The 25,116-nt window shown below is 59.2% G+C and carries 23 protein-coding genes; 10 read left to right on the top strand and 13 right to left on the bottom strand.

The window, feature by feature from the left end; genetic code table 11:
- Positions 1–76: 76 nt before the first annotated feature.
- From H8F22_RS05580 to gcl, 8 genes are all read right to left on the bottom strand, one after another.
- Positions 77–1,075 carry a sulfate ABC transporter substrate-binding protein gene (locus H8F22_RS05580; protein WP_059181368.1) on the bottom strand — a complete coding sequence of 333 codons (999 nt, stop codon included), beginning with the start codon at positions 1,073–1,075 and terminating at the stop codon, positions 77–79.
- A gap of 93 nt (positions 1,076–1,168) precedes the next feature.
- Positions 1,169–1,993: an ion transporter gene (locus H8F22_RS05575; RefSeq protein WP_027922395.1), complete on the bottom strand. Its 825-nt coding sequence runs from the start codon at positions 1,991–1,993 to the stop codon at positions 1,169–1,171.
- 21 nt (positions 1,994–2,014) lie between these two features.
- Entirely contained in the window at positions 2,015–2,929 is a 915-nt protein-coding gene (locus H8F22_RS05570) for an urea transporter (RefSeq protein ID WP_027922396.1), read from the bottom strand.
- Between the two features lie 138 nt (positions 2,930–3,067).
- Positions 3,068–4,483: a pyruvate kinase gene (gene pyk / locus H8F22_RS05565; protein ID WP_194939825.1), complete on the bottom strand. Its 1,416-nt coding sequence runs from the start codon at positions 4,481–4,483 to the stop codon at positions 3,068–3,070.
- Positions 4,473–5,753, bottom strand: a complete 1,281-nt coding sequence (locus tag H8F22_RS05560; RefSeq protein ID WP_194939824.1) for a glycerate kinase type-2 family protein — start codon at positions 5,751–5,753, stop codon at positions 4,473–4,475. The genes pyk and H8F22_RS05560 overlap by 11 nt, the downstream gene beginning before the upstream one ends.
- A 119-nt stretch (positions 5,754–5,872) precedes the next feature.
- Positions 5,873–6,763 carry a 2-hydroxy-3-oxopropionate reductase gene (locus H8F22_RS05555; protein WP_027922399.1) on the bottom strand — a complete coding sequence of 297 codons (891 nt, stop codon included), beginning with the start codon at positions 6,761–6,763 and terminating at the stop codon, positions 5,873–5,875.
- A gap of 183 nt (positions 6,764–6,946) precedes the next feature.
- A complete protein-coding gene (hyi, locus tag H8F22_RS05550; protein ID WP_027922400.1) occupies positions 6,947–7,729 on the bottom strand; it encodes a hydroxypyruvate isomerase in 783 nt (260 codons plus the stop codon).
- Positions 7,730–7,903: 174 nt separating this feature from the next.
- Positions 7,904–9,679: a glyoxylate carboligase gene (gcl, locus tag H8F22_RS05545; protein ID WP_027922401.1), complete on the bottom strand. Its 1,776-nt coding sequence runs from the start codon at positions 9,677–9,679 to the stop codon at positions 7,904–7,906.
- 267 nt (positions 9,680–9,946) lie between these two features.
- Here gcl and H8F22_RS05540 point away from each other — a divergent pair, with 267 nt between their 5' ends.
- Both H8F22_RS05540 and H8F22_RS05535 read left to right on the top strand, forming a co-directional pair.
- On the top strand, positions 9,947–10,387 hold the full coding sequence (locus H8F22_RS05540) for a GlcG/HbpS family heme-binding protein (protein WP_027922402.1): 441 nt from the start codon (positions 9,947–9,949) through the stop codon (positions 10,385–10,387).
- A 209-nt stretch (positions 10,388–10,596) separates the two neighbouring features.
- Positions 10,597–11,055: an REP-associated tyrosine transposase gene (locus H8F22_RS05535; protein ID WP_059181367.1), complete on the top strand. Its 459-nt coding sequence runs from the start codon at positions 10,597–10,599 to the stop codon at positions 11,053–11,055.
- A gap of 56 nt (positions 11,056–11,111) precedes the next feature.
- On the opposite strand, the gene H8F22_RS05530 is transcribed toward H8F22_RS05535, so the two are convergent.
- Entirely contained in the window at positions 11,112–11,717 is a 606-nt protein-coding gene (locus H8F22_RS05530; protein WP_027922404.1) for a TetR/AcrR family transcriptional regulator, read from the bottom strand.
- A 134-nt stretch (positions 11,718–11,851) separates the two neighbouring features.
- Between H8F22_RS05530 and H8F22_RS05525 the strand changes: the two genes are divergently transcribed.
- Positions 11,852–12,766 carry a DUF808 domain-containing protein gene (locus H8F22_RS05525; protein WP_027922405.1) on the top strand — a complete coding sequence of 305 codons (915 nt, stop codon included), beginning with the start codon at positions 11,852–11,854 and terminating at the stop codon, positions 12,764–12,766.
- Between the two features lie 184 nt (positions 12,767–12,950).
- Here H8F22_RS05525 and H8F22_RS05520 read toward each other — a convergent pair whose 3' ends face one another.
- Both H8F22_RS05520 and H8F22_RS05515 read right to left on the bottom strand, forming a co-directional pair.
- Positions 12,951–13,739: an MlaA family lipoprotein gene (locus H8F22_RS05520; RefSeq protein WP_027922406.1), complete on the bottom strand. Its 789-nt coding sequence runs from the start codon at positions 13,737–13,739 to the stop codon at positions 12,951–12,953.
- Positions 13,732–15,030: a serine/threonine protein kinase gene (locus H8F22_RS05515; RefSeq protein ID WP_027922407.1), complete on the bottom strand. Its 1,299-nt coding sequence runs from the start codon at positions 15,028–15,030 to the stop codon at positions 13,732–13,734. Before H8F22_RS05515 ends, H8F22_RS05520 begins: the two co-directional genes overlap by 8 nt.
- Before the next feature lie 223 nt (positions 15,031–15,253).
- Between H8F22_RS05515 and H8F22_RS05510 the strand changes: the two genes are divergently transcribed.
- Positions 15,254–15,622, top strand: a complete 369-nt coding sequence (locus H8F22_RS05510; RefSeq protein ID WP_027922408.1) for a hypothetical protein — start codon at positions 15,254–15,256, stop codon at positions 15,620–15,622.
- A gap of 124 nt (positions 15,623–15,746) precedes the next feature.
- Here H8F22_RS05510 and H8F22_RS05505 read toward each other — a convergent pair whose 3' ends face one another.
- On the bottom strand, positions 15,747–17,342 hold the full coding sequence (locus tag H8F22_RS05505; protein ID WP_194939823.1) for a glycoside hydrolase family 17 protein: 1,596 nt from the start codon (positions 17,340–17,342) through the stop codon (positions 15,747–15,749).
- Between the two features lie 300 nt (positions 17,343–17,642).
- Between H8F22_RS05505 and H8F22_RS05500 the strand changes: the two genes are divergently transcribed.
- The 3 genes from H8F22_RS05500 (at position 17,643) to H8F22_RS05490 (ending at position 20,666) form a co-directional block, all read left to right on the top strand.
- Positions 17,643–18,494 (top strand): glycine betaine ABC transporter substrate-binding protein, encoded by an 852-nt coding sequence (locus H8F22_RS05500; RefSeq protein ID WP_027922410.1) that lies wholly within the window; start codon positions 17,643–17,645, stop codon positions 18,492–18,494.
- A 205-nt stretch (positions 18,495–18,699) separates the two neighbouring features.
- Entirely contained in the window at positions 18,700–19,011 is a 312-nt protein-coding gene (locus tag H8F22_RS05495; RefSeq protein ID WP_027922411.1) for a DUF485 domain-containing protein, read from the top strand.
- Positions 19,008–20,666 carry a cation acetate symporter gene (locus tag H8F22_RS05490; RefSeq protein WP_059181365.1) on the top strand — a complete coding sequence of 553 codons (1,659 nt, stop codon included), beginning with the start codon at positions 19,008–19,010 and terminating at the stop codon, positions 20,664–20,666. The genes H8F22_RS05495 and H8F22_RS05490 overlap by 4 nt, the downstream gene beginning before the upstream one ends.
- Before the next feature lie 273 nt (positions 20,667–20,939).
- Here H8F22_RS05490 and gltA read toward each other — a convergent pair whose 3' ends face one another.
- A complete protein-coding gene (gene gltA / locus H8F22_RS05485; protein ID WP_007945132.1) occupies positions 20,940–22,229 on the bottom strand; it encodes a citrate synthase in 1,290 nt (429 codons plus the stop codon).
- A gap of 363 nt (positions 22,230–22,592) precedes the next feature.
- Between gltA and sdhC the strand changes: the two genes are divergently transcribed.
- The 3 genes from sdhC to sdhA are packed head-to-tail and all read left to right on the top strand — an operon-like array spanning position 22,593 to position 25,108.
- Entirely contained in the window at positions 22,593–22,967 is a 375-nt protein-coding gene (sdhC, locus tag H8F22_RS05480; RefSeq protein WP_027922413.1) for a succinate dehydrogenase, cytochrome b556 subunit, read from the top strand.
- Positions 22,961–23,329, top strand: a complete 369-nt coding sequence (gene sdhD, locus H8F22_RS05475) for a succinate dehydrogenase, hydrophobic membrane anchor protein (RefSeq protein WP_027922414.1) — start codon at positions 22,961–22,963, stop codon at positions 23,327–23,329. Before sdhC ends, sdhD begins: the two co-directional genes overlap by 7 nt.
- Positions 23,330–23,332: 3 nt before the next feature.
- The gene (gene sdhA / locus H8F22_RS05470; RefSeq protein WP_027922415.1) at positions 23,333–25,108 is read left to right on the top strand and encodes a succinate dehydrogenase flavoprotein subunit; all 1,776 of its coding nucleotides are present in this window, start codon (positions 23,333–23,335) and stop codon (positions 25,106–25,108) included.
- The last annotated feature ends 8 nt before the right edge of the window (positions 25,109–25,116 follow it).

Genomic DNA, 25,116 nt, shown 5'->3' with positions numbered 1-25,116 from the left:
TCCCGGTGAACTTTGGGTTTGTGTCCGGCAAAAAAAGGCGACCTGCTCAGGTCGCCTTTTTCATTTTGCTCAGGAATTACTGACCGGTGTAAATCTGATCAAAGATCCCGCCATCATTGAAGTGGGTCTTCTGCACCGTGCGCCAGTCACCAAAGGTCTTCTCAACCGACAGGAAGTCCACTTTCGGGAAACGATCGGTGTGCTTGGCCAACACCGCCGGGTCACGCGGACGCAGGTAGTTCGCCGCCGCAATTTCCTGACCTTCCGGCGACCACAGGTACTTCAGGTATTCCTCGGCCGCAGCGCGAGTGCCTTTCTTGTCGACGACTTTGTCGACCACCGTCACCGGCGGTTCGGCTTCGGCGGAAACGCTCGGGTAGATCACTTCAAACTGGTCACGACCAAACTCGCGGGCAATCATTTCCGCTTCGTTTTCGAAGGTCACCAGCACGTCGCCGATCTGGTTGGTCATGAACGTGGTCGTGGCTGCGCGGCCGCCGGTGTCCAGTACCGGGGCTTGTTTGAACAGCTTGCCAACGAACTCCTTCGCCTTGTTCTCATCACCGCCATTCTTCAGCACATAGCCCCAGGCCGACAGGTAGGTGTAGCGACCGTTGCCCGAGGTTTTCGGGTTCGGCACGATCACCTGAACGCCATCCTTGAGCAGATCCGGCCAGTCTTTCAGGGCTTTCGGGTTGCCTTTACGCACGATGAAAACCGTGGCGGAGGTAAACGGCGCGCTGTTGTTCGGCAGGCGCGTGACCCAGTTGTCCGGCACCAGTTTGCCGTTGTCCGCCAGGGCGTTGATGTCGGTCGCCATGTTCATGGTGATGACGTCAGCCGGCAGACCGTCGATCACCGAGCGCGCCTGTTTGCTGGAACCGCCGAAGGACATCTGCAGGGTGATGTTTTCGTTGTGCTCGGCTTGCCAGTGTTTCTGGAAGGCAGTGTTGTAGTCCTTGTAGAAATCGCGCATCACGTCGTAGGAAACGTTAAGCAGGGTCGGGGCGGCTTGAGCCATGCTGGTCAATGCCAGGCCAGCGGCCAGAAGTGAGGCGCCAAAGAGTTTTTTCACTGCGCAGTCCTTGTTCTAATTTAAAAGTGAGGCAATTTGCCAGCGACTATAGCCGGGCTCGCATAGGCCTTTAAAGATTAAAAAGCTCTTTGCTTATTCCAGTTTCTTGAATAGTGCGTTGCCACATCGCGAGCAGAATGCCGCACCGTGTTCGTGGCTGTTTTTCTTGCACACCGGGCAGTCATGTTGCAGCTGTTCGCCACGCATCGCGTTAGCCAGTTCGGCGGTGAAAATCCCGGTGGGCACGGCGATGATCGAGTAACCGGTGATCATCACCAGTGACGAAATCACCTGGCCCAACGGCGTCTTCGGCACGATGTCGCCGAAGCCCACGGTGGTCAGCGTAACGATCGCCCAATAGATGCCTTTGGGAATGCTGGTGAAGCCGTGTTCCGGACCTTCGATCACGTACATCAAGGTGCCGAACACCGTCACCAGGGTGCAGACGCTGACCAGAAACACCACGATTTTCTGTTTGCTGCCGCGCAGCGCTGACATCAGGTAATTGGCTTGCTTGAGGTACGGGCCGAGCTTGAGCACGCGGAAAATCCGCAGCATCCGAATGATCCGGATGATCAGCAGGTACTGCGCATCGGCGTAATACAGCGCGAGGATGCCGGGCACGATGGCCAGCAAGTCCACCAGCCCATAGAAGCTGAACGCGTAACGCAAAGGCTTGGGCGAGCAGTACAGCCGCAGGATGTATTCGACGGCGAAAACGAAGGTGAAGCCCCACTCGATATACGCCAGCAGATCGGCGTAGTTCTGGTGAACCGCGTCGATGCTGTCGAGCATCACGATGACGATGCTGGCGAGGATGATCAACAGCAGGATGCCGTCGAAGCGTCGCCCCGCCTTGGTGTCGCTCTGGAAAACCATGACGTAAAGCTCTTCACGCCAGTTTTTGCTGCTGTCCATGGATACCGCCTGAACCAATGATCAGCGCAGCCTAGGTTGATTCTCCCCAGGAGCGCAAGGCGCAGTGGTCATCGTGGCTTTGCCGAGCACTTGAACAATCGAACGGATCAGCCAGCAACCGAGGATGAACGGCGCGGTCAGCGTGGGCAGGCCGATCGCGGCAAACACGGGTGTCAGCAGCAACGCGAGTGCAATAGCGAGCGGAGGCAGCCACAGTTGCTGGCGTTGCGAGCTGAAGGCGAGGGCGGCAAGCACGGCGTTATAGCCACCGAGGCCGATCAGGGCGGTGTAGAAGTCATGGTTCAGCAGGCTCCAGCCCATGCCCGCGACAGACGCGAACATCGCCCAGCAAAAAGCGCGGCGGTCAGCAATCAGCAATCCGGCGGCAATCAGCGCACCGGCCAGCGGATGACCGAGGAACATCACCTGGCCGAGGCCTTTGAGGGGGGCGGCGAGCATGTTCAGGGTGTTGATTTCGATCAGGTGCGCCTGGGTCGACGGCGTGGCGAAGCACAGCAGCAACCAGCCCAATCCCACGAAGGGCGCGGTGTAGGCGGGCAGGTATTGGCTGACCCGGGAGCGTTTTAGCCACTGTTGAGTCAGCATCGCGCTCAGGCCACCGCAGGCGATGATCATCAGCGGCAGCAGGGCAGACCAGGGGAAATAGAGGCTCAGCAGCAAGCCGAGCAAGACGCCGTTGTAGCTGAACAGTCCGGCCTGTCGATCCTCTTTGGCGTAGTTGCGACGTTGCGCGGTGAGCAACCCGGCGACACCGCCCAGCAGCGCACCGCCGAGCAGGGTGGGCGCGGTAAACAGAATCGCCAACAGGCACAGCAGGCCGCACAGCGGATTTCGCTGGAGGAAGATCTGACTGAAACCGTTGAGCAGGGCTGTCGCCCAGTCGGGGCAGTGGGTGTTGAAGTGATTGGCAGGCATTTTAAGGGTCATTCAGTGCAGATCGTTCCCACGCTCTGCGCGGGAATGCCTCGATGGACGCTCTGCGTCTGCTCTTGGGACGCAGAGCGTCCCGGGCCGCATTCCCACGCAGAGCGTGGGAACGATCATGGTATGGGGTTAAATCAGGGTTTCGATGCGCAATGAGTTAGTCGACCCCGGCTGCCCAAACGGCACACCCGCAGTGATCAATAACGTGTCGCCCCGCTGAGCCATGCCCTGGGCCTGGGCAATCTCCAGCGCTGTCGAACACACTTCATCCACCTGCCGCAGCCGATCATTGACCACCGAGTGCACGCCCCACGCCAGGGTCAGGCGGCGAGCGGTCTGCAGGTTCGGCGTGAGGTTGAGGATCGGCACCGTCGGCCGTTCCCGCGCCGCGCGCAAACTCGAGGTGCCGGACTCGCTGTAGTTCACCAGCACCGCCACTGGCAGCACATTGCTGATTCGACGAATCGCACAGCTGATCGCATCTGAAACCGTCGCCTCGGCTTTCGGCCGGCTCACGTCCAGTTGCGCCTGATAGTCCGGACCGTTTTCCACCTGGCGGATGATCTTGCTCATCATCTGCACCGCTTCCAGCGGGTATTCACCGGAGGCGGTTTCCGCCGACAGCATCACCGCGTCCGCACCTTCAGCCACGGCGTTGGCCACGTCGGTGACCTCGGCGCGGGTCGGGGCCGGGGAGAAGCGCATCGACTCGAGCATCTGCGTCGCCACCACCACCGGTTTGCCGAGCTCACGGCAGAGGGTGATGATGTTTTTCTGAATCTGCGGCACGCTTTCGGCCGGCACTTCCACGCCCAGATCACCGCGAGCGACCATGATCGCGTCGCTCAATTCAGCGATTTCCCGCAGCTGAGTCACCGCCGATGGTTTCTCGATCTTGGCCATCAAAAATGCTTTGTCGCCGATCAACTCGCGGGCTTCGCGGATGTCTTCCGGACGTTGCACAAATGACAGCGCGACCCAATCCACACCCAGCTCCAGGCCGAAACTCAAATCACGGCGATCCTTGGCGGTCAGCGGGCTCAGTTCCAGCACCGCTTGCGGTACGTTCACGCCTTTGCGGTCCGACAGTTCGCCGCCATTGAGCACGGTGGTGTCGATGGCGTCGGAATACTTGGTCACCACGCGCAGACGCAATTTGCCGTCGTCCAGCAGCAGGTCCATGCCTGGCTCGAGCGCGGCGATGATTTCCGGGTGAGGCAGGTTAACGCGGCGCTCGTCACCCGGCGTCGGGTCCAGGTCCAGGCGCAAGGCCTGACCGCGATGCAGTTGCACCTTGCCTTCGGCGAACTTGCCGACCCGCAGTTTCGGGCCTTGCAGGTCCATCAGAATGCCCAGCGGGTAATTCAGCTGGCGCTCGACTTCACGAATCCAGTGGTAGCGCTGAGCGTGGTCGGCGTGATCACCGTGGCTGAAGTTCAGGCGGAAAATATTGACCCCGGCCTGCACCAGTTCGCGGATGTCGTCGATCCCGTCGATGGCTGGGCCGAGGGTGGCGAGGATCTTAACCTTCTTGTCAGGCGTCATGTTTAGGGCTCTCGAGGATCAGGATGGCGCGGAAGTCATTGACGTTGGTGCGGGTCGGCTCGGTGACGATCAGTGCGTCCAGCGCCTCGAAATAGCCGTAGCCATTGTTGTTGTCGAGTTCGTCGCTGGCGCTCAAACCGAGGGCGGCGGCACGGGCGTAGCTGTCCGGGGTCATGATTGCGCCGGCGTTGTCTTCGGAGCCGTCGATGCCGTCGGTGTCCCCGGCCAGGGCGTAGACGCCGGGCAGGCCTTTGAGGCTGTCGGTCAGGCTCAGCAAGAACTCGGCGTTGCGCCCGCCACGGCCATTGCCGCGTACGGTCACGGTGGTTTCACCGCCCGAAAGGATTACGCATGGCGCGGCCAGTGGCTGACCGTGCAGCACGACCTGACGGGCGATGCCGGCGTGGACCTTGGCCACGTCGCGGGATTCGCCTTCCAGATCGCCGAGGATCAGCGGGCTGAAACCGGCCTGCCGCGCTTTCACGGCGGCGGCTTCAAGCGATTGTTGTGGACGGGCGATCAACTGGAAATGACTACGCGCGAGGCTCGGATCTCCGGGTTTGACCGTCTCCGATTCCGGGCTTTGCAGCCAGTTACGCACTGAGGCCGGAACTTCGATGCCATAGCGCTTGAGGATCGCCAGCGCTTCGGCGCAGGTGCTTGGGTCGGCCACGGTCGGGCCGGAAGCGATGACCGTGGCGAGGTCGCCCGGCACATCGGAAATCGCATAGGTATACACAGTGGCCGGCCAGCAGGCTTTGCCGAGACGGCCGCCCTTGATCGCCGAGAGGTGCTTGCGCACGCAGTTCATCTCGCCGATGGTGGCGCCGGATTTGAGCAGGGCTTTGTTGATCGATTGCTTGTCGGCGAGGGTGATACCGGCGGCGGGCAATGCGAGCAGGGCGGAGCCGCCACCCGAGAGCAGGAAGATCACGCGGTCGTTTTCGGTCAGGTTGCTGACCAGCTCAAAGACTCGCTTGGCGACAGCCTGGCCGGCAGCGTCCGGCACCGGATGGGCCGCTTCGACCACTTCGATTTTTTCGCACGGGGCGCCGTGACCGTAACGCGTCACCACCAGACCGGAGACTTCACCCTGCCAGCAACGCTCGACGACTTGCGCCATGGCGGCCGCGGCTTTACCGGCGCCGATGACGATTACCCGACCGCTGCGATCTTTGGGCAAATGGGCTTCGAGGACTTGCTGCGGATGGGCGGCGTCGATGGCTGTGGCGAACAGCTCGCGCAGGAATTGTTGCGGATCGACCGACATGGCGGGCTCCCGGAATTCTTGTTATTGGAGTAGGGCGAAAGCAGGTGTTTCGACTCGGTCCCTGTGGGAGCTGGCTTGCCAGCGATGCAGGCCCGCTCCCACAGGTATTGCGGCGAATGTTACTTATCGCGAATCGAGAAATTCGCCATGTGTTCCAGGCCCTTGATCAATGCCGAGTGGTCCCAGTTGCTGCCACCAATGGCCGCGCAGGTGCTGAACACTTGCTGGGTGTTGGCGGTGTTCGGCAGGTTGATGCCCAGTTCCTTGGCACCTTGCAGGGCCAGGTTCAGATCCTTCTGATGCAGGCTGATGCGGAAGCCCGGATCGAAAGTGCCTTTGATCATGCGCTCGCCGTGTACTTCGAGGATCTTCGACGAAGCGAAACCGCCCATCAGTGCTTCACGAACCTTGGCCGGATCGGCGCCGTTTTTCGAGGCGAACAGCAGGGCTTCTGCGACGGCCTGGATGTTCAGCGCAACGATGATCTGGTTCGCCACTTTCGCGGTTTGACCGTCGCCGTTACCACCGACCAGGGTGATGTTCTTGCCCATGGCCTGGAACAGCGGCAGGGCGCGTTCAAAGGCATCGGCATCGCCGCCGACCATAATGCTCAGGCTCGCCGCCTTGGCGCCGACTTCACCGCCAGACACTGGCGCGTCGAGGTACTGCGCGCCTTTTTCGTTGATCTTGGCCGCGAACGCTTTGGTCGCGGTCGGCGAGATCGAGCTCATGTCGATAACGATTTTGCCTTTGCCCACGCCGGCTGCAACGCCGTCTGCGCGGAACAGCACGTCGTCTACCTGTGGGGTATCCGGCACCATGACGATGATGAATTCGGCTTCTTGCGCGACTTCTTTCGGGTTGGCCAGGGCGACGGCGCCAGCGGCAATCAGGTCGGCAGGCGCGGCGTCGTGGTGCGCCGACAGGAACAGGCTGTGACCGGCTTTCTGCAGGTTCAACGCCATTGGGTGGCCCATGATGCCGGTGCCGATAAATCCGATTTTAGCCATGAGAAAATCCTCGTTTTATTTCGATGCTGCAATGCAGTCTTAGAGACGCAGCAGATTCATTGTGGGAGCTGCGGTGCGACGATTCGACTTGCCAGCGATGGCGGTGGGTCAGGCAAGCTATTTGTTTTGTGTGCTGCCGCCATCGTGGGCAAGCCCGCTCCCACAGAGTTTTGTGTTGTTCGTTCAGATCGCGTTATGGGTTTTCAACCAGCCCAGGCCCGCTTCGGTCGTGGTCAGCGGCTTGTATTCGCAGCCAACCCAACCCTGATAACCGATGCGGTCCAGGTGTTCGAACAGGAAGCGGTAGTTGATTTCACCGGTGCCCGGTTCGTTGCGTCCTGGGTTGTCGGCCAACTGGATATGGTTGATCTCGCCCAGGTGCGCAGCCATGGTGCGGGCCAGGTCGCCCTCCATGATTTGCATGTGGTAGATGTCGTATTGCAGGAACAGGTTGGCGCTGCCCACTTGTTCGCGGATCGACAGGGCTTGCGCCGTGTTGTTCAGGTAGAAGCCCGGGATGTCGCGGGTGTTAATCGCTTCCATCACCAGTTTGATACCCGCCGCTTGCAGCTTGTCGGCCGCGTACTTGAGGTTGGCGACGAAGGTTTTTTCCACGGTGGCATCGTCGACACCTTGTGGACGAATACCGGCCAGGCAGTTGACCTGGGTGTTGCCCAGCACTTGCGCGTAGGCGATAGCCAGGGTGACACCGGCGCGGAATTCTTCAACGCGGTCCGGCAGGCACGCGATACCGCGTTCGCCCTTGGCCCAGTCACCGGCCGGCAGGTTGAACAGCACCTGGGTCAGACCGTTGGCATCGAGCTTGGCCTTGATCTCGGCGGAGCTGAAATCGTAAGGGAACAGGTACTCGACACCACTGAAACCGGCCTTGGCGGCCGCTTCAAAACGGGCAAGAAAATCCTGCTCAGTGAACAGCATGGACAGGTTGGCTGCGAAACGCGGCATGGTGGTCTCCCGTAAATATGTGCAGGCCCCTGTGGGTGCGAGCCTGTGTGGCGAGGGAGCTTGCTCCCGCTCGGCTGCGAAGCAGTCGCAAAGCTTTTGGGGCCGCTTCGCGACCCAGCGGGAGCAAGCTCCCTCGCCACACAGGCGCGCTCCCACAGTGGGAACGATCAGCTGTTAATCAAGCAACGAAATCGCCGTCGGTGCGTCGTTGCCGACCAGCGCCAGGTCTTCGAATTCGTTGACGGCGTTGATCTCGGTGCCCATGGAAATGTTGGTCACACGCTCCAGAATAATCTCGACAATCACCGGCACCTTGAACTCTTCGATCAGTTCCTGGGCCTTGCGCAGGGCAGGCTGGATCTGACCCGGTTCAAACACTCGCAATGCCTTGCAGCCGAGGCCTTCGGCGACCGCGACGTGATCGACACCGTAACCATTGAGTTCCGGAGCGTTCAGGTTATCGAAGGACAGCTGCACGCAGTAGTCCATGTCGAAACCGCGCTGGGCCTGACGAATCAGCCCCAGGTACGAATTGTTGACCACAACGTGGATGTACGGCAGCTTGAACTGCGCGCCCACCGCCAACTCTTCGATCATGAACTGAAAATCATAGTCGCCCGACAGCGCCACGACCTTGCGGGTCGGATCAGCCTTGACCACGCCCAGTGCCGCCGGAATGGTCCAGCCCAACGGGCCGGCCTGGCCGCAGTTGATCCAGTGACGCGGCTTGTAGACGTGCAGGAACTGCGCGCCGGCAATCTGCGACAGACCGATGGTGCTGACGTAGCACGTGTCTTTGCCGAACACCTGGTTCATCTCTTCGTAAACGCGCTGCGGCTTGACCGGCACATTGTCGAAGTGCGTTTTGCGCTGCAGGCTGGCTTTGCGTTGCTGGCAGTCTTGCAGCCAGGCGCTGCGGTTTTTCAGCTTGCCGGCGGCTTGCCATTCACGGGCGACTTCGATGAACACGGTCAGTGCGGCCGCGGCGTCGGAGACGATGCCCAGGTCCGGGTTGAACACGCGGCCGATCTGGGTCGGTTCGATATCAACGTGAATGAACTTGCGGCCTTCGGTGTAGACGTCGATCGAACCGGTGTGACGGTTGGCCCAACGGTTACCCACGCCCAGCACCACGTCGGATTTGAGCATCGTCGCATTGCCGTAGCGGTGCGAGGTTTGCAGGCCGACCATGCCGACCATCAAAGGGTGATCGTCCGGAATGGTGCCCCAGCCCATCAGGGTCGGAATGACGGGGATGCCGGTCAGCTCGGCGAACTCGACCAGCAAGTCGCTGGCGTCGGCATTGATGATGCCACCACCGGCCACCAGCAATGGACGCTCAGCCTGATCGAGCATGGCCAGGGCCTTCTCGATTTGCACGCGGTTAGCGGTGGGCTTAGCCAGCGGCAGCGGTTGGTAAGCGTCGATATCGAATTCGATTTCCGCCATCTGCACGTCGAACGGCAGGTCGATCAGCACCGGGCCTGGGCGGCCGGAGCGCATTTCGTAGAAGGCTTTCTGGAACGCGTAAGGCACCTGGCCCGGTTCCATGACGGTGGTTGCCCACTTGGTCACTGGCTTGACGATGGTGGTGATGTCGACGGCCTGGAAGTCTTCCTTGTGCATACGGGCGCGGGGGGCCTGGCCGGTAATGCAGAGAATCGGGATCGAGTCGGCCGAGGCGCTGTAGAGCCCGGTGACCATGTCCGTACCGGCAGGGCCGGAGGTACCGATGCACACGCCGATGTTGCCAGCCTTGGTGCGGGTGTAACCCTCGGCCATGTGCGAGGCGCCTTCAACGTGGCGAGCGAGGACGTGATCGATGCCACCGACCTTCTGCAAGGCGGAGTACAGCGGGTTGATCGCGGCGCCCGGGATGCCAAAAGCGGTATCAACCCCTTCACGGCGCATCACCAGAACGGCGGCTTCGATTGCTCTCATTTTGCTCATGGTTTTGTGCCTCTTACGTTTTGTAATTGTATACAAGTGGCTTTGCGCAGAGTGTATTCACGGCGGACGGCGCAGGTCAATCCATTTTCTCAAGCGACCGTTTCATTCGTCGAAAGTCTTATCTAGTGTGGCTTTTCGTCGCATGTGGCGCTTTTCGATAATTATTGTATACAAAAAAATAACCCATTGTGTTCTATTTGTTGCATCGGCCTGCGGCACAACGGCGCAGCCCAACGCCTTTCCGAAAAACAAAATGAGGACGGCACCATGAGCGCTTTAACCTTGAAAGTTGCAGTCAAACTGGTCAACGAAGCCATCAATGCAGGGCGGGGCATCAACGCCGCGCCGCTGACCGTCGCGGTACTCGATACCGGCGGCCACCTGATTACACTGCAACGCGAAGACGGCGCCAGCCTGCTGCGCCCGAATATCGCCATCGGCAAAGCCTGGGGCGCCATCGCCCTGGGCAAGGGCTCACGCCTTCTGGCACTCGACGCCCAACAACGCCCGGCCTTTATTGCCGCGCTCAATAGCATGGGCCAGGGCAGCGTCGTGCCGGCACCGGGCGGTGTGTTGATTCGGGATCAGGCGGGGAATGTGCTGGGAGCAATCGGGATTAGCGGCGATCTGTCGGATATCGATGAGCAGGTGGCTATTAAGGCGGTGGAGGCGTTGGAGTTGAAGGCGGATGCAGGGGTGGCTTCCTGATTTCTCGCGCCTGATCGATAGTCATCGCTGGCAAGCCAGCTCCCACAAGGTTTTGTGTTGAACAAAGATTTTTGAACGATACCAACCACTGTGGGAGCTGGCTTGCCAGCGATGGTGGCCTGACGGACACATCAAGAAAAAGACCCAACCAGCCAGATGGATCACTGAGGTCTAGCCTTCTAATGAACTCATCGTGAAGGGGCAATGGATTGCCTGATCTTCCCGCATCACATCGCCTGCGAGCCGGCCGCTATGCCGAGCCCAATAGAATCTATCTACTGACCACCAACACACTTGATCGAGCCCCGATCTTTGCCGATTTCGCTTTGGGCAGATTGGTGGCTCATCAATTTCGGCGGGCGCAAGAACTCGAATTAGCGAACTCACTGGCTTGGGTTGTCATGCCTGATCATTTTCACTGGTTGGTCGAACTGGAAAATTGTTCGCTCAAAAAACTGATGCGCGAAACCAAGTCATTGATTGCGCGAGAAGTGAATATTTCCATCAACAGGAAAGGACCGCTTTGGCAGCAGGGTTATCACGACCGGGCACTGCGGCGGGAAGAGGATCTGGTGAAAATGGCGCGATATGTGGTGGCTAACCCATTACGGGCGGGGTTGGTCGAAAAGATTGGCGACTATCCGCTTTGGGATGCCATTTGGATTTGATCTGACACTGAGTTGCCTCCATCGCTGGCAAGCCAGCGATGGCCGCAGCGCGGTGGTCAGTCCGGCTCACACCCCTTCAACACCAACCGAATGATCGTCTGCGCTGCCGCCTCATAATCGGCCTCATCCAGCTTGGCCTTGCCAGTAATCGCCGTGATTTGCCAGTCAAAGTCGGCATAGGTCTGGGTCGCGGCCCAGATGCTGAACATCAGGTGGTTGGGGTCGATGGCGGCGATCTGGCCGCGGTCGATCCAGGTCTGGATGCAGTCGATGTTGTGCTTGGCCTGGCTGTTGAGCTGTTCCACCAGGTCGGCGCTCAGGTGCGGGGCGCCGTGCATGATTTCGCTGGCGAACACTTTCGAGGCGAACGGCAAGTCGCGGGAGATGCGAATTTTCGAGCGAATGTAGCCGCTCAGTACTTCGCTGGGCTCGCCTTCAGGATTGAACGGTGTCGAGGCCTGCAGAATCGGCTCGATGATACTTTCCAGGACCTCGCGGTAGAGGTTTTCCTTGGATTTGAAGTAGTAGTAGACGTTGGGCTTGGGCAATCCCGCCTTGGCTGCGATGTCACTGGTTTTGGTCGCAGCGAAGCCCTTGTCGGCAAATTCTTCACTGGCGGCACGCAGGATCAGTTCTTTGTTGCGCTCGCGGATAGTGCTCATAAACCAGGGGGTTCCTTGCCTGTTCTGGCGGTTGCGCATGGTATCACCGGCCTCGCGCGGCGCTCAAGAATGCCCCGTGTGGCACTCGGCCGCGCTATGCTGCGCAGCATTCATTCAAGAAGGAAACCTGATTCATGGCAGGAAGCAGTTTGCTGGTGCTGATCGATGACATCGCCGCGGTACTCGACGATGTGGCATTGATGACCAAAATGGCCGCCAAGAAGACCGCCGGTGTGCTCGGCGACGATCTGGCGCTCAACGCCCAGCAGGTCAGCGGCGTGCGGGCCGAGCGGGAAATCCCGGTGGTCTGGGCCGTGGCCAAGGGCTCGTTTCGCAACAAACTGATCCTGGTGCCGTCGGCCTTGGCCATCAGCGCGTTCATTCCGTGGCTGGTGACGCCGTTGTTGATGGTCGGCGGCGCTTACCTGTGTTTCGAAGGTTTCGAGAAGCTCGCGCACAAATTCCTGCACAGCAAGGCTGAAGACCAGGCCGAACATGCGGAACTGGTCGAGGCTGTCGCTGATCCGGCGGTCGATCTGGTGGCGTTCGAACAGGACAAGATCAAAGGCGCGGTACGCACCGATTTCATCCTGTCGGCAGAAATCATCGCCATCACCCTCGGCACCGTGGCAGATGCCTCGCTGACCCAACAAGTGATCGTGCTCTCGGGCATTGCCATTGTCATGACCATCGGCGTGTATGGCCTGGTGGCGGGCATCGTCAAACTCGACGACCTCGGTTTGTGGCTGACCCAAAAGCCTGGGCAGATGGCGAAAAGCATCGGCGGCGGCATTTTGCGAGCCGCGCCTTACATGATGAAAAGCCTGTCGGTGATCGGTACGGCGGCGATGTTCCTGGTCGGTGGCGGGATCCTGACCCACGGCGTGCCGGTGGTTCATCACTGGATCGAAAGCGTCAGCGCCGGGGCGGGCGGTGCCGGGTTTATCGTGCCGACGTTGTTGAACGCGGTGGCGGGGATTGTCGCGGGTGCGGTGGTGTTGGCGGGCGTGATGGTTGCCAGCAAGGTCTGGAAAGCGCTGAAAGGCTAAAGCCAAACGCTGTCCAACTGTAGGAGTGAGCCTGCTCGCGATAGCGCTGGGTCAGTCAGTAGAGATTTTGACTGTGCTGACCTCATCGCGAGCAGGCTCACTCCTACAGGGGATTTGTGGTGTGGCGGGAATGTAAAAAGGCCATTCGACTCGCATCGAATGGCCTTTTTTGTTGCCGCCGGATTTACTCGGCGATCTGCAACTTGCGCGCCTCGGTGTACACGAACCGCACTTTTTCGTACTCGAATGGCGAGTTCAGCTGGCCATAACGGAAGTTGGTCTGGTTGCGTTTATCGATGCCGCGCAGGATCCAGACTTCCGGATGGTTGGAGCTGACTTCAGAGACGTTCAGGTAGTTGATCTCCGACTCGACGGTGAAGTCGACCGCCAGGCCACCGGTGTCGCGGATGTTCGACGGGCCGAGGATCGGCAGGACGAAGTAGGCACCGCCGGGTACACCGTAGAAGCCAAGTGTCTGACCGAAATCTTCGCTCTGGCGCGGCAGGCCCATGGCGGTGGCTGGGTCCCACAGGCCAGCGATGCCGATGGTGGTGTTGAGCAGCAGGCGCGCCGAGGTTTCCATCGAACGCTTGCCCTTGAGCTGCAGCAGGCTGTTCACCAGGTTCGGCACGTCGCCGAGGTTGTTGAAGAAGTTGCTCACGCCGGTACGCAGGAAGCTTGGCGTGACGTAGCGATAGCCATCGACTACGGGCAGGAACACCCATTGGTCGAAGCGGTAGTTGAAGTGGTACACCCGGCGGTTCCATTCTTCCAGCGGGTCATAGACGGCCAGTGCGTTGAGTGTCGAGCGTTCGAACTCGCGCTGGTCCAGCCCCGGGTTGAACTTGAGTTTGCTCAACGGCTCCTTGAAGCCGTCATTGTCGATCACGACGGGGGCGTTGGCCTTGCTGTTGTCGGCATTGGCGACGCCTGCACAGAGTAACGCAGCGATTAGCAGGAGATATTTAGCCACGGAAGAACTCCAGCATGGCGTCGCTGTTGACGCGGTAGTTAAGGTTGCCGCAATGGCCGCCGAGTGGATAAACGGTCAAGCGATCGCCGAAGGTCTTGCGCAGGAAACCGAGGTCGCCAGGGCCCAGGATCACGTCGTCGGCGTTGTGCATCACAGCGATTTTCGGGCTGTCGTGCAGGTAGTCCTTGAGTGCATAAAGACTGACCTGGTCGATCAGTTGCAGCAGGCTGCCGCCGTCGGTGCGGGCGCGCCACATCGGGATGACCTGTTCGGTGATGTAGCAGTCGAAGTCGCACTGCAGCGCACGCTTGAGGAACGGCGTGAGGCTGGTGCCTTCGGTGATCGGGAATTTCGGCGGGGTGATCAGGCCGCGACGGTTGATCAGGTCCGAGGTGAAGGCAATGTCGGCCGCCGAGAAGCGGAACGAGGTGCCGATCAGCATGGCCATCTGTTCGTTGGTCAGGTGCTGCTTGGACTGCTGGAAGTCATAGAGCAGGGCATCGTTGAGGTCGATGTAGCCTTTTTGCTGGAAGTAGCGGGTCAGTTTGTTCAGTACCAGCTCATAGAACGTGGTGCTGCTGGTGATGCCCTTGACCTCGGTCTGGACCAGCTTGTCCAGGTTGGTGATCGAGGTGTACAGGTTCACCGGCGGGTTGAGCAGCAGGACTTTCTTGAAGTTGAAGCTGCGGCGGGTCTCGTCCAGGTGCGCAACGAAGGCTGCGTCCAGTGCACCGAGGCTGTAGCCGGTCAGGTAGTAGTCGGTGACCGGCACTTTCGGGTTTTGTGCCCGCACGGCCTGCATCACCCGGTACATGTCTTCGGCGTCTTCCTTGGTGATGCCCGGTGTGGCGAAGCGTGAAGCGGCGCTGATGAAGTCGAAACTGGTCGGCGACGACAGTTGCACCACGTGGTAGCCGGCCTGGTAGTAGAGCTTTTTCAGGTACTCGTTGAGGCTGCTGTCATAGCGCGCGCCGGTACCGGCAATCAGGAAGATCAGCGGTGCGGCTTTGTCTTGTGTGGCGATGCGATAGGTGAGCTTCTTCACAGGCCAGAAATTGTCTGGCAGTTCGAATGCACGCTCCGGGCGCAGCGTGATGCTGCGGTCGCTCTGATTGATGTCCTCGTCCAGCGGCAATTTCGGACGCAGGTCCGGAGGCGTCGTGGCGATGGTCGCCTCGAACGGATTGCTCAAGGGGTAGCCATAGCTGGCGGCGTCGATATCGACCGCCAGTGCGGACGCACTCAAAATAAGGCCGCCAAAGAGGGCGGCGAAGCGCAAGAAGCGGAGCATGACTAGATCCCTTAGAGGAAGGTGCCGAATGAAGTTCGCAGGCTATGACCATCGGTGTTGCGCCAAAGTGCCACGCAGCGGCACCAAAGAGGCGTATTTCCGGATAATAGTCGCTGGACGATACACTTTGCAGCCATTTCGTTACCAGTTTTCTGTTACCCGCGTTTGCATCCCGCTGGCGGGGGATTAAGCTGGCCGCCGTTTTCGCTTATTGGAGTGTTTCATGTCCCGCCGTCTGCCCGTGGTTTTACTGCTCGTTTTGCTGCCGTTATGGCTGGCCGCCAGTTACGGCGCGCGTTATGGCTTCATGGAGGATGCGCAGTGGGTCGGCATCTGCGTGGACGAGGCGAGCCGTTGGGAATGTGGGGTTCGTTCGAACCTGGGCTTGATGATTCACTTCGCCGTGTTGGGTTGGGCGGCGATTGCGGCGGCGGTGCTCGGCTTCGTCCTTCCGGGCCGGGCCGGGTGGTGGCTGGCGGTGCTGGCGCTGGTGTTCGGGTTTCCGGCGTTGGCGTTGTACAACACGACTTTGGCGGTTTTTGCGGTGGTGATTGCGGGGCTTCGGTTGGTCCGGGCGTCTCGTAGCGCCTGATTAATGGTCATCGCGGGCAAGCCACGCTCCCACAGGGTTCTCCGGCGAATACAGCATTTGTATACGACAGAAAACCCTGTGGAAGCGTGGCTTGCCCGCGATGGGCCAGTAGCTTCTCTGAATATTAAGCCTTGCGAACCCGCAAGCTGCGCCACAACGCCGCAACCATCAACACACTCACCAGCGCCCAGCCCCAGGCCTGCTGGTTCTGCAAGCCTTCACGGTACAGTTGCGGCGCAATGCCTGCACCAATGATGAAGGTCAGCAATGCAATCTCCCGACGTGGCACGCTCACCGGACGGCACAGGTAAACCAGTGCCGGCAGGATGAATGCCACGCTCGGGAAGCTGCGATAACGCGGATCGAATACCAGTTCCAGCATCATCACCGCTGCGGCGAACCCCGCCGTCGCGAGCAACCAGCCCGCCTGACGTTCCAGCATATTGAATGCCCGCTCACGCCAACCGGTGCGAGCGCTCAACGTCAGCGCGGCGTGGGCCAGCACCAACAGGTTCAACGCCGTCAGCAGCGCCACCCACAACCATTCGCTGGCAAACCGCGTGGTGACACGAGCCAGGTCACCCCAGGCGCCAATCGAGCACGCCGCCAATGCGCCGAGCAGTGGTAGCACCAGCGCCGCGCGAGTGCTGCGAACGCGGCCACCGAGCATCAGCGTCACGAGAAAGATTACGCCGCCCACGGCCAGCCATTGCGACCAGTACGGCACGTTCGACACCGGCCCTGCCAGCACGCCTTTGTCCTGACGATCCGCGTCAAACAGCCCCCAGTAACCGCCGACCGCACCTTCGTTGGCACGCTTCCACGGCTGGTCAAACGCTTCGATCAGGTTGTAGTGCCAGCCTTGTTGCTCGGCCATGATCACAAAAGAACGAATGAACTTGGCTTCATTGACCCGGCTCGGCAGGGCGGTTTCACGTTGACGGCCTTCGCTCGGCCAGCCGGTTTCGCCAATCATCACGTCCTTGGGCGCGAATTTGTTGCCGAACACCTGACGCACTTCCGCCACATGTTGCAGGGCTGCGTCGATGTTCGAGGGATCATCTTCCCAGTACGGCAGCAAATGGATGGTCAGGAAATCCACTGCCGGGGCGATTTCCGGGTGCTTGAGCCAGAACTCCCAGACGTCGGCGTAAGTGACAGGCTGTTTGACCTGGCTTTTGACCTTGTTAATAAGCTTGGCCAGTTGCGCGCCGGTGACCTCTTTGCGCAGCAAGGTCTCGTTGCCGACGATGACGGCGGTCACCACGTCAGCGTTGGCATTTGCCGAGGCGATCAACAGGTCGACTTCTTTCTCGGTATCGACCGGGTTGCTGTTGACCCAGGCACCGATCATCAACTTCAAACCATGCTTGCGCGCCAGATCAGGCAGCGCCTCCAAGCCGGTCATGGAGTAGGTGCGGATGCATTCGAAGCTTTTCGCCAGCAGTGCGAGGTCGGCGTCCATGCGCTCGGGGCGCAATTTGAACGGCTGGTCGAACGGCGATTGATCCTTGTCGAACGGGGTGTAGGAGGCACATTGCAGCTTGTGCGTCGCGCTGGCCACGTCTGGCAGGATCACCGGTTTGCCGAGGCCGTACCAGAAGCCGCCGAAGGCAAACAACCCCAGAAGACAGGCGAATAGATAAGCAAAAAAAGGAAAGCGTGATGTTGCGGGCATGGTCAGGCCGTCTGGGAGCAAAGCCGCGTATGTTACCTGCATTTGTCCCGGGTCAGGAGGCTTGCATAATTTTGACATGCAAAGTTCGGGCGGACTGGCCGGGGCGTTTCCGCTGCTCAAGATTAATGGCGTTCTGATGTCGTTTCTCGATGCCTTGAGGTCGCTGACAGAGCAGGTCGCGGTTGTCGTCAGGTTGATGATCGACGCATCAGTGCACCCATAGATAAATCACGCTGATGGTCGGACGAGTTTGCGGTGGGCGTGATGGGGGCGCTGTGCACCATAACAATACGTTGACGCGACTCGGCATCCGTCGAGCGCAGCACTTTCGGGGAAGTAACGATGAAGATGCGACGACTTTTAGGCGCAGGTGCCGCTCTGGTGCTTGCGATTGGCTCCACCATGGCCAGCGCCGAGAGCAAGACCCTGAGCATCGGTTACGTTGACGGTTGGTCCGACAGCGTCGCGACCACTCACGTAGCGGCCGAAGTGATCAAACAGAAACTCGGTTATGACGTTAAGCTGCAAGCCGTCGCCACCGGGATCATGTGGCAAGGCGTGGCCACCGGCAAACTCGACGCCATGCTGTCGGCCTGGCTGCCAGTGACGCACGGTGAATACTGGGCCAAGAACAAGGACCAGGTCGTCGATTACGGTCCGAACTTCAAAGATGCAAAAATCGGTTTGATCGTGCCTGAGTACGTCAAAGCCAAGACCATCGACGATCTGAAAACCGACGACAGCTTCAAAAAACGCATCGTCGGCATCGACGCCGGTTCAGGCGTGATGCTCAAGACCGAACAGGCCATCAAGGATTACGATCTGACCGGGTATCAACTCAAGGCCAGTTCCGGCGCCGGCATGATTGCCGAGCTGACCCGTGCCGAGAAGAAAAACGAATCCATTGCCGTGACCGGTTGGGTGCCGCACTGGATGTTCGCGAAGTGGAAACTGCGCTTCCTCGACGATCCGAAAGGCGTTTATGGCGCTGCTGAAACTGTAAACAGCATCGGCAGCAAAGAACTCGCCACCAAGGCACCGGAAGTGGCCAAGTTCCTGAAGAACTTCCAGTGGGCGTCGAAAGACGAAATCGGCGAGGTCATGTTGGCGATCCAGGATGGCGCCAAGCCGGAAGCCGCGGCGAAAGATTGGGTAGCCAAACACCCGGAGCGTGTGGCCGAGTGGACCAAATAATTTGAGCTGACGTGTCTGGTCAGCACCTCTGAAGGCCGCTTGGCATCACCGCCAAGCGGCCTTTTGCGTTTCTCTGCGGGCGTGTCTGCTGGAAAATGGCGATTCTGTCATGTCGTTCTAATACTAAGGTCGTCTGGAACCTGTTCCGCAGCCGCATAGAGTGGATAACGTTCCAACTTTAATCTGTGCTGCGAGGATAAAAACAATGAACGACAGCATTTACCTCTCGATTCAAAACAGCCCGCGCTTCAAGGAGCTGGTTAGCAAGCGAGAAAAGTTCGCCTGGATTCTTTCGGCGATCATGCTTGGGCTTTACTCCGGATTCATTCTTTTGATTGCTTACGGGCCGCATGTGCTGGGGGCGAAAATCGGCCCTGAGTCTTCGATTACCTGGGGGATACCGATTGGTGTCGGGCTGATTCTCTCGGCCTTTATCCTGACTGCAATCTACGTACGACGCGCCAATGGCGAATTCGACGACCTGAACAATGCGATTCTCAAGGAGGCTCAGCAATGATCCGGCGTCTGATGGCTCTATTGAGCATTGCGGCGTTTGCGCCGGGTGCGTGGGCGGCTGAAGCCCTGACGGGTGAAGTGCACAAACAACCGCTCAACGTTTCCGCGATCCTGATGTTCGTGGCGTTTGTCGGCTTGACCCTGTGCATCACTTATTGGGCTTCCAAGCGCAACAACTCGGCCGCTGACTACTATGCGGCGGGCGGCAAGATCACCGGTTTCCAGAACGGTCTGGCGATTGCCGGTGACTACATGTCCGCGGCGTCCTTCCTGGGTATTTCCGCCCTGGTGTTCACCTCCGGCTACGATGGCCTGATCTACTCGATCGGCTTCCTGGTGGGCTGGCCGATCATTCTGTTCCTGATCGCCGAACGCCTGCGCAACCTGGGCAAATACACCTTTGCCGACGTGGCGTCCTACCGCCTTGGGCAAACCCAGATCCGCACGCTGTCCGCGTGTGGTTCGCTGGTGGTGGTGGCGTTCTACCTGATTGCGCAAATGGTCGGTGCCGGCAAGCTGATCCAGCTGCTGTTCGGTCTCGACTACTACGTTGCGGTGATCCTGGTCGGTATCCTGATGTGCATGTATGTGTTGTTCGGCGGCATGCTGGCGACCACCTGGGTGCAGATCATCAAGGCTGTGCTGTTGCTGTCCGGTGCCTCGTTCATGGCGCTGATGGTGATGAAGCACGTCAACTTCGACTTCAACATGCTGTTTTCCGAGGCGATCAAGGTTCACCCTAAAGGTGAGGCGATCATGAGCCCCGGCGGTCTGGTGAAAGACCCGATCTCGGCGTTCTCCCTGGGCCTGGCATTGATGTTCGGTACCGCTGGCCTGCCGCACATTCTGATGCGCTTCTTCACCGTGAGTGACGCAAAAGAAGCGCGCAAGAGCGTGCTGTATGCAACCGGCTTCATTGGTTACTTCTACATCCTGACCTTCATCATCGGCTTCGGCGCGATCCTGCTGGTCAGCACCAACCCGGTCTTCAAAGATGCGGCGGGCGCGCTGTTGGGCGGCAACAACATGGCGGCGGTGCACCTGGCGAACGCGGTGGGTGGCAGTATTTTCCTGGGCTTCATCTCGGCGGTCGCGTTTGCAACCATCCTGGCGGTCGTGGCTGGCCTGACGCTGGCAGGTGCTACGGCGGTGTCTCACGACCTGTACGCCAGTGTGATCAAGAAGGGCAAGGCTAACGACAAGGATGAAATCCGCGTTTCGAAGATCACCACCATCGCCCTGGGCGTGTTGGCGATTGGCCTGGGCATTCTGTTCGAAAGCCAGAACATCGCGTTCATGGTGGGCCTGGCGTTCTCCATCGCGGCGAGCTGCAACTTCCCGGTGCTGCTGCTTTCCATGTACTGGAAGAAGCTGACCACTCGCGGTGCGATGATCGGTGGCTGGTTGGGCCTGGTGAGTGCGGTCGGTTTGATGGTGCTCGGGCCAACCATCTGGGTGCAGATCCTGCATCACGAGAAGGCTATCTTCCCGTATGAATACCCGGCGTTGTTCTCGATGGCGATTGCCTTTGTCGGTATCTGGTTCTTCTCGATCACTGACAAGTCGACCGCGGCTGATAACGAGCGCGCGCTGTTCTTCCCTCAGTTTGTGCGTTCGCAGACAGGGTTGGGGTCGAGCGGGGCGGTTTCCCACTAAGGCTTCAGGTTGGGTTATGTAAGTTGCGTTAAACAGAAATGCCCCGGTCGAGAGATCGGGGCATTTTTGTTTGTCCGCAGGTTGGGAGGCGTGGTGTCAGGGCTGACACCTTCGCGAGCAGGCTCGCTCCTACAGGGGATGTGTGTACGACACCTAACTCCTGTAGGAGTGAGCCTGCTCGCGATGGCGATAGTGCAGGCACAAACAAAAACGGCCTCTATATAAATAGAGGCCGTTTCCGGTGCAGCTTAAGACGTTATCGCAAGACTGGTCTTATTTGCGGTCTTCCAGCTTGGTGATGTCACGCGACTCGTAGCCGGTGTACAGCTGGCGCGGGCGGCCAATCTTGTACGGGCTGGAGAGCATTTCTTTCCAGTGGGAGATCCAGCCGACAGTCCGCGCCAGCGCGAAGATCACGGTGAACATGCTGGTTGGAATGCCGATCGCCTTGAGGATGATCCCCGAGTAGAAGTCGACGTTCGGGTACAGCGAGCGTTCGATGAAGTACGGGTCGGTCAGGGCGATCTCTTCCAGGCGCATGGCCAGTTCGAGTTGCTTGTCGTTCTTGATGCCCAGTTCCTTCAACACTTCGTCGCAGGTCTGCTTCATGACGGTAGCGCGTGGATCGCGGTTTTTGTAAACCCGGTGACCGAAGCCCATCAGTTTGAACGGATCGTTCTTGTCCTTGGCCTTGGCGATGTACTTGTCGATGTTCGAGACATCGCCAATTTCATCGAGCATGGTCAGAACGGCTTCGTTCGCACCGCCGTGGGCAGGGCCCCACAGCGCAGCGATGCCAGCGGCGATACAGGCGAACGGGTTGGCTCCCGAAGAGCCGGCCAGACGAACGGTAGAGGTCGATGCGTTTTGCTCGTGGTCGGCATGGAGGATGAAGATCCGGTCCATGGCCTTGGCGAGCACCGGGCTGATCGGTTTGATCTCGCACGGGGTGTTGAACATCATGTGCAGGAAGTTTTCCGCGTACGTCAGGTCGTTGCGCGGGTACATCATGGGTTGACCCATGGAGTACTTGTAAACCATCGCTGCCAGGGTCGGCATCTTGGCAACCAGGCGGATCGCGGAGATTTCGCGATGCTGCGGGTTATTGATGTCGAGGGAGTCGTGGTAGAAGGCCGAGAGAGCGCCGACTACGCCGCACATAACGGCCATTGGGTGGGCGTCGCGACGGAAGCCGTTGAAGAAGGTCTTCAGCTGCTCGTGAACCATGGTGTGGTTCTTCACGGTGCTGACGAACTGGGCCTTCTGTTCTGCGGTCGGCAGTTCGCCGTTGAGCAGCAGATAGCAGGTTTCCAGGTAGTCCGACTTTTCAGCCAGCTGTTCGATCGGGTAGCCGCGGTGCAACAGAATGCCGTTGTCGCCGTCGATATAGGTGATCTTCGACTCGCAGGAAGCTGTCGACATGAAACCAGGGTCAAAGGTGAAACGGCCCGTGGCCGTCAGGCCCCGAACATCGATAACATCGGGACCAACGGTGCCGGTTAAAATGGGCAGCTCGACGGGGGCTGCGCCCTCGATGATCAACTGCGCTTTTTTGTCAGCCATGTGGCCTCCTATTTATGCTTGAAATCATCAGACAGACCCCCCACGCAGGGCCCGCACCACTATAGTGAGATAAATTCGAATGTCAATTTGCCTAAAGTCTTGCTCCAGAAGGCTTTAACCGGACTTTTTCCTCGAAATTGACTGCCATTTACGCCTTTTATCCAACTTGTGCAATCAGCTATTAGGGGAAGGTGAACGCGTTGTCATTAGTAGCCTAACTGTCTATACTCGGCCTCCGACCGCCAGGGGCTTTTGGGCCTGCTTTATTGGGGGTCGCACTCCCTGGGTGGTGGGTACCTGACCAGTGCACTCCCCAACAACTTTGCCCTGATTGTTAGGGGCTCTTCAGTGTGAAAAAAAGCCGTGAATAGCCAACGACCTGTAAACCTAGACCTAAGGACCATCAAACTCCCAGTCACTGCTTACACGTCCATTCTTCACCGAATCTCCGGTGTCATCCTCTTTGTCAGCCTGGCCATCATGCTTTATGCATTGGACAAGTCGCTGAGCTCCGAGGAAGGCTTCGGTCAGGTGAAAGCGTGTCTGACCAGTCCGCTAGCCAAGCTAGTGATTTGGGGAATCCTGTCCGCCTTGCTGTATCACCTGGTAGCCGGTGTGCGCCATTTGATCATGGACATGGGCATCGGCGAGTCGCTTGAAGGCGGCAAACTGGGCTCGAAAATCGTTATCGCCGTTTCCGTGGTGGTAATCGTTCTGGCAGGAGTTTGGATATGGTAACTAACGTCACGAACCTGTCGCGTTCGGGCCTCTATGACTGGATGGCACAACGTGTGTCTGCGGTCGTTCTCGCGGCTTATTTCATTTTCCTGATCGGATACGTCGTTGCCCATCCAGGCATCGGCTACGCCCAATGGCATGAACTGTTCGCAAGCAACTGGATGCGTATTTTCAGTCTCCTGGCCCTCGTTGCCCTTGGCGCTCACGCCTGGGTCGGCATGTGGACCATCGCGACCGACTACCTGACGCCAATGGCGTTCGGCAAGTCCGCGACTGCAATACGTTTCCTCTTCCAGGCAGTATGCGGCGTCGCGATGTTCGCGTACTTCGTCTGGGGTGTGCAGATTCTTTGGGGTATCTGATTCATGTCTACTACAGTTAATACGCTTTCGTTCGACGCCATCATCATTGGCGGCGGCGGTGCTGGCATGCGCGCTGCGCTGCAGCTGGCACAAGGTGGTCACAAGACTGCCGTCGTTACCAAGGTTTTCCCGACTCGTTCGCACACTGTATCCGCCCAGGGTGGCATCACCTGCGCCATCGCCTCGGCAGATCCGAACGATGACTGGCGCTGGCACATGTACGATACCGTCAAGGGTTCCGACTATATCGGTGACCAGGACGCTATCGAATACATGTGTTCCGTAGGCCCGGAAGCGGTGTTCGAGCTCGAGCACATGGGTCTGCCGTTCTCCCGTACCGAACAGGGTCGCATCTATCAGCGTCCGTTCGGCGGTCAGTCGAAAGACTTCGGTAAAGGTGGCCAGGCTGCCCGTACGTGCGCCGCTGCTGACCGTACCGGTCACGCGCTGCTGCACACCCTGTACCAGGCCAACCTGAAGGCCGGCACCGTATTCCTCAACGAATACTACGGCGTCGACCTGGTGAAGAACGAAGACGGTGCCTTTGTCGGCATGATCGTCATCTGCATCGAAACCGGCGAAACCTCCTACGTCCGCGCTAACGCCACCGTTCTGGCGACTGGCGGTGCAGGCCGTATCTACTCGTCCACCACCAACGCCCTGATCAACACCGGTGACGGCGTCGGCATGGCTCTGCGTGCTGGCGTGCCGGTACAAGACATCGAAATGTGGCAGTTCCACCCAACCGGCATCGCCGGCGCCGGTGTACTGGTGACTGAAGGCTGCCGCGGTGAAGGCGGTTACCTGATCAACAAGCACGGCGAGCGTTTCATGGAGCGTTATGCTCCGAACGCCAAAGACCTTGCAGGTCGTGACGTTGTTGCCCGTTCGATGGTTAAAGAAATCATCGCCGGCAACGGTTGCGGTCCGGATGGCGACCACGTAATGCTGAAACTCGATCACCTCGGTGAAGAAGTTCTGCACAGCCGTCTGCCAGGCATCATGGAACTGTCCAAGACCTTCGCCCACGTCGATCCAGCCGTGGCGCCGATTCCGGTCGTTCCAACCTGCCACTATATGATGGGCGGCGTGGCCACCAACATTCATGGCCAGGCAATCACTCAAGACGCTGACGGCAAGGACCAGATCATTCCTGGCCTGTTCGCTGTAGGCGAAGTGGCGTGCGTATCGGTTCACGGTGCCAACCGTCTGGGCGGCAACTCGCTGCTCGACCTGGTGGTATTCGGTCGTGCCGCCGGCCTGTTCCTGGAGCAGACCCTGAAAGAAGGCGTCGACTACGCTCGCCCTCGCCAGTCCGACATCGACGCAGCCCTGGCGCGTCTCGATGGCCTGAACTCGCGTACCGAAGGTGAAGACGTCGCTACCCTGCGTAAAGAACTGCAAAGCTGCATGCAGAACTACTTCGGTGTGTTCCGTACCGGCGAATACATGCAGAAGGGTATCGCCCAGCTCGCTGACCTGCGTGGCCGTATCGCCAACGTCAAGATCAACGACAAGAGCCAGGCGTTCAACACCGCTCGTATCGAAGCGCTGGAACTGCAGAACCTGCTGGAAGTGGCCGAAGCTACTGCCATCGCTGCAGAGATCCGCAAAGAGTCCCGCGGCGCTCACGCCCGTGAAGACTACGAAGACCGCGACGACGAAAACTGGCTGTGCCACACCCTGTACTTCCCGGGTGACAAGCGCGTAACCAAGCGTGCTGTGAACTTCTCGCCGAAGACTGTTCCGACTTTTGAACCTAAGATTCGGACTTATTAAGGGTGGCC

Source organism: Pseudomonas mucoides (assembly GCF_015461845.1).
In the GTDB taxonomy this organism is placed as follows: domain Bacteria; phylum Pseudomonadota; class Gammaproteobacteria; order Pseudomonadales; family Pseudomonadaceae; genus Aquipseudomonas; species Aquipseudomonas mucoides.
This window is presented reverse-complemented; position numbering and strand designations above follow the sequence as displayed.